The following is an 8,762-nucleotide window of genomic DNA, read 5'->3' on the forward strand; positions in this document are numbered from 1 at the left end:
CGTTACCGCTCCGGCAACCCCACCGAGGACCGATCCCATGGCCGCGACCCTGTTCCAGAATGCCCGCATCGTCGATGGAACCGCCCCCGAGCGCAGCGATCCGGTTTCGGTGCTGGTCGAAGGCGGCCTGATCCGCGAAGTCGGCAAGAATCTGCGCGCCGACAAGGCCAAGGCGATCGACCTCAAGGGCCGCACCCTGATGCCCGGCCTGATCGACGCCCATGTCCATGTCATTGCGGGCCTGGCCGATCTCGGCCGCAATGCCGCGCTGCCGGATTCGCTGGTCACGGTGCGCTCGCTCACGATCATGCGCGAGATGCTGCTGCGCGGCTTCACCACGGTGCGCGATGTCGGCGGCGCCGATTTCGGCCTGAAGACCGCGACTGAGGAGGGCGATTTCCCGACCCCGCGCCTCGTCATCTCGGGCAAGGCGCTGAGCCAGACCGGCGGCCATGCCGATTTCCGCGGCCGCTATGACGACCGGCTGGCACCGGGCACCCGCCACCGCCTCGGCGCGCTCGGGCGCATCTGCGATGGCGAGGCGGAAGTCCGCCGCGCCGCCCGCGAGGAGCTCAAGGGCGGCGCGGACTTCATCAAGATCATGGCCAATGGCGGCTGCGCCTCGCCGACCGACCCGATCCATTTCCTCGGCTTCTCGAAGGGCGAGCTCGCGGCGGTGGTCGAGGAAGCGCGCATGGCCGGAACCTACGTCTCCGCCCATGTCTATACCGACGAGGCGATCCGCCGCTGCGTCGAGGCCGGCGTCCATTCGCTCGAGCATTGCAACCTGATCCAGGCCGAGACGGCGAAGCTCGCGGCGAAGAACGGCGCCGTCGCGGTGCCGACGCTCGTCACCTATGACAAGCTCGCCAGCGAGGGCGGCCGCCTCGGCTTCCCGCCGGATTCGATCGCCAAGGTCGAGAACGTCCGCGCCGCCGGCATGGAATCGCTGGCGATCATGAGGAAGGCCGGGCTCGCCATGGCTTATGGCAGCGACCTGCTCGGCGAGATGCACCGCCACCAGTCCGAGGAGTTCGTCATCCGCGGCCGCGCCTTGCCGGCACATGAGGTGATCGCCGCCGCGACCCATGTCGCGGCCAAGCTGCTGAAGCTCGAAGGCAAGGTCGGAACGGTGGCGCCCGGAGCTTATGCCGACCTGATCGTGGTCGACGGCGACCCGCTCCAGGATCTCGCGCTGCTGACTCGCCAGGGGCGGCACATGCCGCTGATCATGAAGGCCGGCGCCTTCGTCAAGCGCGCGCGGCTGGACTAGAAGCGGTGGCACATTGGACGCAGATCGACTCAAGCCCGATCCCCGGCGGCGGCACGCTGAAGCTGCTGCAACGCGGCGACAGCGAATTCTCGATCACGCTCGGCCATAACGAGCTGATGAACTCGCGCCTGCGCGGTTCCGAGGAAGCGCTGGCGACGCTGACTGCCGCCCGTCTCGGCCAGCGCGCCCGGCCGCGTTTCCTGATCGGCGGGCTCGGCATGGGCTTCACCTTGCGCGCCGCGCTCGCCGCGCTGCCGGCCGATGCCGAGATCACCGTCGCCGAACTGATCCCGGCTGTGATCGCCTGGGCGCGCGGGCCGCTGGCGCCGATCTTCGCCGGCTGCCTCGACGATCCGCGCGTCACGATCCGCGAGGCCGATGTCACCGGCCTGATCCGCGCCGGCCGCTCGACCTATGACGCGATCCTGCTCGACGTCGACAACGGTCCGGACGGGCTGATGGTCGCGGCCAATGACCGTCTCTACGATTTCGCCGGCCTGGCCGCGGCCAGGGCCGCGCTCCGCAAGGGCGGCGTGCTCGCCATCTGGTCGGCCGGGCCGGACCGCTCCTTCACCCAGCGCCTGCGCATGAGTGGCTTCGACGTCGAGGAGAGGAAGGTCCGCGCCAACGCCTCGGGCGGCGGAGCGCGGCATGTCATCTGGCTGGCGAGCGCCGAAGCGGCGCGGCCGGAACCGCGACGCCATACCGGAGAACAACCGGGCCGCGCCGCCGGAAGCCGTAAAACCCGCCGCTAGAGCAAATTTCGATCTGACCGGATCGTCATTCCGGACAAGCCGCAAAGCGGCGCCGCTCCGGAATCCATCGAAGGGCACTGCGCTCTACGATGGATCCCGGCATTCCGCTTCGCTCCAGCCGGGATGACGGTGCAGGGTGATCGAAAAATGCTCTAACCGCCGCCGAGCAAGCCGGCGAGCGGAGCGGAAAGCCCCACGCTTTCGACAGCCGCCGGCAAGGCGAGGTCACCGGTCGCGGATTTCGGCAGCGGATCGCCGGCCGCTGCGAGCACCGCCACGAAGCCGACTTCGGTCGCGCACAGCACCGGCACCTCGACATGGGGCTGCACCCTTGCCGCCAGCCCCGCGAGCCCTGCCCCGCCGAGAACGACCGCACCGGCGCCGTCGCGCTGGACGGTGCGCCGGCAGGCCTCGGCCAAGAGCGCGATCGCGCCATCCGGATCTCGGGCGATGTCGCCGCCGGTCGGCACCACGGTTTCGACCGCCGCGAGCGCGCCATCCAGTCCCAGCAGCGCCGCGAATTCGCGCAGGATCGGCCCCCAGCGCTCGCCGCCGGTGACGATCGAGAAGCGGCCGCCGCGCCGGGACGCTTCAAGACAGGAAGCCTCCGCCATGCCGATGACCGGCACGCTGGCGATCTCCTTCAGCGCCATCAGCCCGGGATCGCCGAAACAGGCGAGATAGACCGCGTCGCAGCCCGGGCCATGCTCGGCATAGGCGTCAAGCGCCGCATGGGCGGCGATCGCGCCGGCGCTGCGACTCGAGATGTAGCGCGCCCCGAAGCGCCCGGTCGCAGGCACCAGCGTCACGCCTTGCGGCGTCAGTGGCGCCAGGACTCGCATGACCAGCGCGGTCATCTCGGCGCTGCTGTTCGGATTGAGGACGAGAATGCGCAAGCGGGCCTCGCAGGCTGGACGGGCGGGCAATGGCTATGACTATGCCGGAGGCGACGCCGCTTCCGCCAGCCCGACGGCGCCGCCCAAGCCGGAACCATCGGGCCTGCCCGCGGTTGATCGGCCATCCCGAGTCCAGACCAGGAGGCTCGCCATGCCCGCAAAGTCCAAGGCGCAGCAGAAGGCCGCCGGCGCCGCACTTGCCGCCAAGCGCGGCGACATGCCGAAGAGCGAACTCAAGGGCGCCTCGAAATCGATGGCGAAGTCGATGACCGAGAAGGAATTGCACGACCTCGCCGCGACCAGCCGCAAGGGCAAGCCCGAGCACGCCGACAAGAGCTGAGCCGCAGCACGCCAGCCTCAGGCGTGCTGTTCGCTGCGCGGCGCCCGTACCGCGAGCAGCAGCAGGAAGGCGATCAGTGCGAGCCCGCTCGTCAGCCAGATCGCCTGCACGCCCCAGCGGTCGAGCGCCAGCCCGAAAAGCAAAGGCGAGGCTGCCTGCAGCGCCCGGCCCGGCCCGCCGATCAACCCTTGCGTCAGGCCGTAGCCCACCGGCCCGAACAGGGCGAGCGGCAAGGTGCCCTTGGCGATGGTCAGGATGCCGTTGCCGGCGCCATGCAGGAAGGCAAAGGCATAGGCGCCGGGCGCGCCGAGTGCCAGCAGCACGCCGGCTCCGAGCGGATGCGTCAGGGTCGCCAGCCTTGCCGAGATCAGCGGATGCATCCGCCGCATCAGCGTGAATTCGAGGATGCGGGCGGCGACCTGCGCCGGCCCGATCAGCGCCCCGGCCGCGACCGCGACCGCCGTCGTCGCGCCCGCCGCCTCCAGCAGCCTTGGCAGATGCGCCGCCATCGCAGTGCTGTTGAACCAGGTGATGGCGAAGACCAAAGCGAGCAGGACCATGGTCAGCCGCGCCTTGCGGGCTTCCGGCCTGACCATGCCATCGGCGGCCGCAACTGCCGCGACCGGCACGGCGACGTTGCCCGACGGCAGGGACCAGTTGAGCGGCAGCGCCAGCGCCAGATGGAGGGCGGCCCAACCGAGGCAGGCGCCGCGCCAGCCGATCTCGGCGTCCATCAATGCCGAGAGCGGCCAGCCGACCGTGCTGGCGAAGCCGGCGAGCAGGGTGATGCCGGTGATCGGCGAACGCGCCTGCCGGCCATAGATGCCGGCGAGCGCCGCAAAGGCCGCCTCGTAGAGGCCGATGCCCATGCCGAGCCCCATGGCGAGCCAGCCCGCCCAGAGCAGGACCTGGCCCTGCGCCATGGCAAGGCAGCCGAGCCCGGCGGCGAAGATCAGGTTCGAGCCGATCAGCACGCCGCGGCCGCCCTGCCGGTCGATCACCGCACCGGCCCAGGGCCCGACGATCGCCGAGACCACCAGCGCCGCCGAGAAGGCGGCGAAGATCTCGACCGGACTTGTCCCGAGATCGCGCGCCATCGGGGTCGCCAGCACGGCTGGCAGGTAATAGCTCGAGGCCCAGGCCACGGTCTGGGCCGTGCCGAGCGCCAGCACGATCGCGGTGGTCGAGCGGCGGCGAGCCATCAGAGGTTGCGCTGCACGGCAAAAGCGGCTCCGGGACCGGACTTCCTGATCGACTCGGACAACCCGCCGCTCCCGTGCCTTGCTCGCCGCTTCGCCCTGCGCTGCGATGAAGCAGCCGATTGCGGGTTTCGACAAGAGGCGCTGCCGACCGGGCACCCTTGCGGCAGGAGCCGGGCGGCTGGCTGGCCGCAGGCGGAACTTTCCCGGCCAAGCTCGCGTTCCCTCGGCGGCGGCTCGAATTCCGGAAGCAGCTTGGGAGGGCAGTATGAACGGCATCATCTATCTCATCGGTCTCGTGGTCGTCGTCCTGGCGATTCTTTCCTTTCTCGGCTTGCGGTAGGGAGCCAACGCCATGTCCATGGAAACCACCGAAATCCTAGCCGTCTCATCGCCGGAGAAGCACCATTCCGGCTCCTATCTCGAATGGAGCGCCATCCTGGGCGGAGCCGTGCTGGGCGCCGCGATCTCGACGCTTCTGACCGCCTTCGGCTCGGCGGTCGGCCTGTCGATGGTGTCGGTGGACACCGCCCGCTCCTCCGGTCTGACCGCCCTGGCGATCGCGGCCGGTCTCTGGGCCTTGTGGGTCACCGTGACGGCGTCCGCGGCGGGCGGCTATCTCGCCGGCCGGATGCGCCGGCCCGCATTCGACGCCAGCGCCCATGAGCGCAGCGTCCGCGACGGCGCCCATGGCCTCGTGGTCTGGGCGGCGGGGGCGCTCCTCGTCGCCGCGCTGGCGACCTCGGCGATCACCGGCGCCGCCCGCACGGTCGCGGCCGGCGCTGCGGCGGCCACCGCCGGAGCCGGCGCGCTGATCGGCCAGCAGGCCGACCCGCTCGGCTCGTCCCTTGATGCGCTGATGCGCTCGGCCGGCACGACGCCGGCGACCCCGGCCGAACGCGAGGAGGCCTCGCGCATCCTGATCGCCGGCCTGAGCACCGGCACGCTCGATGCCGCCGACCGCACCTATATCGCCTCGCGGATGGCGACGCGCCTCAACATCCCGCAGCCCGAGGCGGAAAAGCGTCTCGACGACGCTTTCGCCAAGCTCAACCAGGCCAAGGAAACCGCGAAGCAGGCAGCGGAGCGGGCGCGCAAGGCATCGGTGATCGCCGCCTTCGTCGCCGCCGCCGTGCTCTTGGTCGGCGCCGCGGCGGCGTGGTTCGCAGCCCAGCTCGGCGGCACGCATCGCGACGAGGAAATGGATCTCAGCGCATTCTTCGGCCGCTGAGATCGCACCGCCGGGCACTTGAGACGGCGATATCTGCATGGCCGGCATCCCTGTGGATGCCGGCTATTCTCTTGCGGCTCTCTTGCGGCCGGGAAGGCCGCCGGGCAGTGTCGGCAAGGCGCGCCGGATTTCGCGCGCAGATGGCGGCCGGCATGCTATTCCTTCGCGAGCCCCGGCAGCGACCGGCCATCAGCCTCGCGAAAGCGCAGTCGATGAGGATATCGTTCTTGGATGTCTTGTCTTCGCCGCCGCCGCTGCAACCCTGCCTGGACAGGCACGAAATCGACCGGAACCGGGTCCGCCGTTTGCGACCAGGCAAGCGGGCTCGGCTGATGCCCGCGCGGCCGCCGGGACCTTTCGCGCTTCCAGGACCGGCTTCGCCGGCACGGAGGCGACCGTTTCCGTCATGACCGGCAAAACCAAGGCCGAATCGGGCTCGGTCGCGGCGCTCGGCGCCATCGTCACCGGCGCGCTGGTCCTGCAGGTCGCCAGCACGATCATGCATACCGTCGTGCCGTTGCGCATGGCGCTGGAGAGCCAGCCGCTTCTGCTGATCGGCCTGGTCGGCTCGGCCTATTCGGTCGGATTCCTGCTCGGCTGCTTCGCGATTCCGCGGCTGATCCGGCGCGTCGGGCATATCCGCGGCTTTGCCGTCTTCGCCTCGCTCCAGGCGGCCCTGACCCTGAGCTTTCCGCTGGTGCCGGTGGAATGGTGGAGCCTGTCGCGCTTCGTGATGGGAGCCGCCGCCGCCGGCCACAGCATCTGCATCGAGAGCTGGATCAGCGGGCAGGCCAGTTCCAGCCATCGCGGCCGCATCTTCGGGCTCTACCAGATCCTGAACCGGCTGGCGCTGATCGGCTCGCAGGTCGGCATCGGCTATGTCGCGATCCAGACCCAGGACGTCTTCCTGATCGCCAGCGCCGCCTTCTCGATCGCCCTGATCCCGGTCAGCCTGACCCGAGCCTCGGGTCCGGCCTCGGCCGAGTTGGTTTCGGTCAAGCTCAACACGCTCTGGCTGCAGGCGCCGGCGGCGGTGGTCGGCTGCCTCTATGTCGGCCTGATGAGCGGGCCTTTGACCAATGTCGCGCCGGCCTACGGCATCCTGATCGGGCTCGGCCAGCAGCCGGCGATCCTGCTGACCGCGGCGATCCAGGTCGGCGCGCTGCTGCTGCAATGGCCGATGGGCTGGCTCGCCGACCGGGTCGACAGCCGCCGCGTGCTGCTCGCCGCCGCCGCGGGAACCGCCCTCACCTCCGCCGTGCTCGGCGCGCTCTTTTTGTCGGGCACGCCGCAGCGCGGCTGGTGGCTCTACGGACTGTTCGCTTTGATCGGCGGCGGCAGCGTCCCGCTCTATACGGTGGCGGTGACGCATGCCTATTTCCGGCTCGGCCGGGAGCAGGCCGTCGGCCTTTCCGCCGGGCTGCTGTTCCTCTGGAGCGTTGGAGCCACGATCGGCCCGCTGGTCGCGACCGCGGTCATGCAGATCGTCGGGCCGCAGGGGCTGCTGATCTATACCGGCGCGCTCTCGGCGACCGTGGCAGCCTATTTCGGCATGCGGATCCTGAAGAGCCCGATCGCGGCGGAGGCCGCGGCCGTGCGCGAACCCGCTACGACCTCGCTGCCCGATCTGGGACCCCGCCCACGGCAGGACCAGCCCTGAAGCGCCAGTCGACACGTGCTCTCCGGCTCTAGCGGCTGCGCCGGGCAGCATAGGCGAGCCGGCGGCCGGCCCGCTTGTAGCCGAACCAGGAAAACCGGTGTTCGCCGACATCGGCGTGGACGATTCCGTTCGAATAGGAGCCGACGCCTCCCGTATTGCGCAGGGCCTTGGCGGCGGCGACGGCAGCGCGGGTGGACGTCGCCCGCGGCCGGAAGTCGATCGCCTTGCCGCGATAGTGCTGCGAGCGCCGGGCATGGCGCCCGCCGCAGGTCGAGGTGATCTGGATCGGGCCGATCCTGGCGACAAGATCCTTGATCATCGCCAGCGTTTCAGGCCTGAGGCAGGATAATCCTCTGACCTGAGGTTGAAATGACAGCTTTGTGAATTGGCTATCAGCGAGAGAATAGGCAGGGGCGAATGCTGCGAAAAATGCAGCCAAGACAACACAACGCATGATCTACTCCACTCTGATGAGGGGTAGGCAAGATCGCCAGAACTGAGCTGGCTAAAGCGAAGCGGGGGGCCGCCTGGAGCTCAAAGGATGCAAATGGATTGCGATTGAGATCGACGTGCCGGCACTGCCGTCCACGGCTCAAGGCATGACGAAGACGTGCGGACGCCCTGGCGACAGCGATTGGAATGGGGACGGTCGCAACGCCGTCCATGGACCGAGGAGGCCGCCGGCCGAGGCGACCTCGCCGGTCACGCGGCGGACTGCTTTACTTCAACTGCAGGAGGACTGCGCCCTCGGAGACTGCCGGGGCCGCGACGCCGACGCTCGCCGCATTTTCCCTGATCCAGTCTCGCGCCTTCTGGACGCTCTCATCCGCACCGACCTTGGTGTTGCAGACCGTGACGGAAACGCCGCCATCCGCGGTGCGGATGAGTGAGTAGCTCACAAACCCGTTCACCCCCCGAATGAGGCTCTCGACCTCCGCCTTGCGCTTCTCGAGCAGGTCGAAAAGCTCTTTCGCTCCCTTGCCGGAATAGGCTCTGACGACCGCGTGCATGGCCGGTCTCCCTTTCCGCCCCACCAGCGGCGAGAGAATGCCCCCCTCCCCCACGATTGCCCAATGTCAATTCAGGGGGATGCCCGAATGCGCCGGGCGATCGGAATCGCCCGAGTATCGAGCCTTCCGCAGGCGCGAGAAAGAGCCCGCTTCAGATCGGATCAAGTGCGCGAGCCGCTGGGGTGAAAAACTGGGCCGAGACCGAGCGTCGCAAAAAACGCGGAAATCTCCGTCTATTACGCGGTAGAAATGGCGTCCCGGAAGGGATTCGAACCCCTGACCTACGGTTTAGGAAACCGTTGCTCTATCCTGCTGAGCTACCGGGACGCACGCGATTGCGTTTAGCATAAAGCGCATGCGGGTGAAGCCTTCCTTTATCGCGTTTCTGGCGCTCGCCG

Annotated in this window: 9 protein-coding genes and 1 tRNA gene; 5 read left to right on the forward strand and 5 right to left on the reverse strand. The window is 69.1% G+C overall.

Features of this window, described 5'->3' with window-relative positions; all coding sequences use genetic code 11:
• Positions 1–37: 37 nt before the first annotated feature.
• Both V6M56_RS20985 and V6M56_RS20990 read left to right on the forward strand, forming a co-directional pair.
• Positions 38–1,273, forward strand: coding sequence for a metal-dependent hydrolase family protein (locus V6M56_RS20985; RefSeq protein ID WP_332686649.1), 1,236 nt, complete (start codon positions 38–40; stop codon positions 1,271–1,273).
• 5 nt (positions 1,274–1,278) lie between these two features.
• A complete protein-coding gene (locus V6M56_RS20990; RefSeq protein WP_332686651.1) occupies positions 1,279–2,028 on the forward strand; it encodes a hypothetical protein in 750 nt (249 codons plus the stop codon).
• 152 nt (positions 2,029–2,180) lie between these two features.
• Here V6M56_RS20990 and V6M56_RS20995 read toward each other — a convergent pair whose 3' ends face one another.
• On the reverse strand, positions 2,181–2,924 hold the full coding sequence (locus V6M56_RS20995) for an aspartate/glutamate racemase family protein (RefSeq protein ID WP_332686653.1): 744 nt from the start codon (positions 2,922–2,924) through the stop codon (positions 2,181–2,183).
• Positions 2,925–3,075: 151 nt separating this feature from the next.
• Between V6M56_RS20995 and V6M56_RS21000 the strand changes: the two genes are divergently transcribed.
• Entirely contained in the window at positions 3,076–3,264 is a 189-nt protein-coding gene (locus V6M56_RS21000; RefSeq protein ID WP_332686655.1) for a DUF3008 family protein, read from the forward strand.
• A gap of 17 nt (positions 3,265–3,281) precedes the next feature.
• On the opposite strand, the gene V6M56_RS21005 is transcribed toward V6M56_RS21000, so the two are convergent.
• A complete protein-coding gene (locus tag V6M56_RS21005; protein ID WP_332686657.1) occupies positions 3,282–4,466 on the reverse strand; it encodes an MFS transporter in 1,185 nt (394 codons plus the stop codon).
• A 352-nt stretch (positions 4,467–4,818) separates the two neighbouring features.
• On the opposite strand from V6M56_RS21005, the gene V6M56_RS21010 reads away from it, so the two are divergent.
• Both V6M56_RS21010 and V6M56_RS21015 read left to right on the forward strand, forming a co-directional pair.
• Positions 4,819–5,694 carry a hypothetical protein gene (locus V6M56_RS21010; RefSeq protein WP_332686659.1) on the forward strand — a complete coding sequence of 292 codons (876 nt, stop codon included), beginning with the start codon at positions 4,819–4,821 and terminating at the stop codon, positions 5,692–5,694.
• Positions 5,695–6,100: 406 nt separating this feature from the next.
• The gene (locus V6M56_RS21015) at positions 6,101–7,354 is read left to right on the forward strand and encodes an MFS transporter (RefSeq protein ID WP_332686661.1); all 1,254 of its coding nucleotides are present in this window, start codon (positions 6,101–6,103) and stop codon (positions 7,352–7,354) included.
• Between the two features lie 28 nt (positions 7,355–7,382).
• Here V6M56_RS21015 and V6M56_RS21020 read toward each other — a convergent pair whose 3' ends face one another.
• The 3 genes from V6M56_RS21020 to V6M56_RS21030 form a co-directional block, all read right to left on the reverse strand.
• The gene (locus tag V6M56_RS21020) at positions 7,383–7,673 is read right to left on the reverse strand and encodes a peptidoglycan L,D-endopeptidase MepK (RefSeq protein ID WP_332686663.1); all 291 of its coding nucleotides are present in this window, start codon (positions 7,671–7,673) and stop codon (positions 7,383–7,385) included.
• A gap of 400 nt (positions 7,674–8,073) precedes the next feature.
• Positions 8,074–8,364 (reverse strand): hypothetical protein, encoded by a 291-nt coding sequence (locus V6M56_RS21025; RefSeq protein WP_332686665.1) that lies wholly within the window; start codon positions 8,362–8,364, stop codon positions 8,074–8,076.
• 250 nt (positions 8,365–8,614) lie between these two features.
• Positions 8,615–8,691, reverse strand: a tRNA-Arg gene (locus V6M56_RS21030).
• Positions 8,692–8,762: the final 71 nt, after the last annotated feature.

Source organism: Allobosea sp. (assembly GCF_036675845.1).
GTDB lineage: Bacteria > Pseudomonadota > Alphaproteobacteria > Rhizobiales > Beijerinckiaceae > Allobosea.

Coding starts and splice junctions, on each gene's coding strand:
- V6M56_RS21020 (WP_332686663.1), bottom strand. CDS start 7,673: ATGATCAAGGATCTTGTCGCCAGGATCGGCCCGATCCAGATCACCTCG.
- V6M56_RS21000 (WP_332686655.1), top strand. CDS start 3,076: ATGCCCGCAAAGTCCAAGGCGCAGCAGAAGGCCGCCGGCGCCGCACTT.
- V6M56_RS21025 (WP_332686665.1), bottom strand. CDS start 8,364: ATGCACGCGGTCGTCAGAGCCTATTCCGGCAAGGGAGCGAAAGAGCTT.
- V6M56_RS21005 (WP_332686657.1), bottom strand. CDS start 4,466: ATGGCTCGCCGCCGCTCGACCACCGCGATCGTGCTGGCGCTCGGCACG.
- V6M56_RS20985 (WP_332686649.1), top strand. CDS start 38: ATGGCCGCGACCCTGTTCCAGAATGCCCGCATCGTCGATGGAACCGCC.
- V6M56_RS21015 (WP_332686661.1), top strand. CDS start 6,101: ATGACCGGCAAAACCAAGGCCGAATCGGGCTCGGTCGCGGCGCTCGGC.
- V6M56_RS21010 (WP_332686659.1), top strand. CDS start 4,819: ATGTCCATGGAAACCACCGAAATCCTAGCCGTCTCATCGCCGGAGAAG.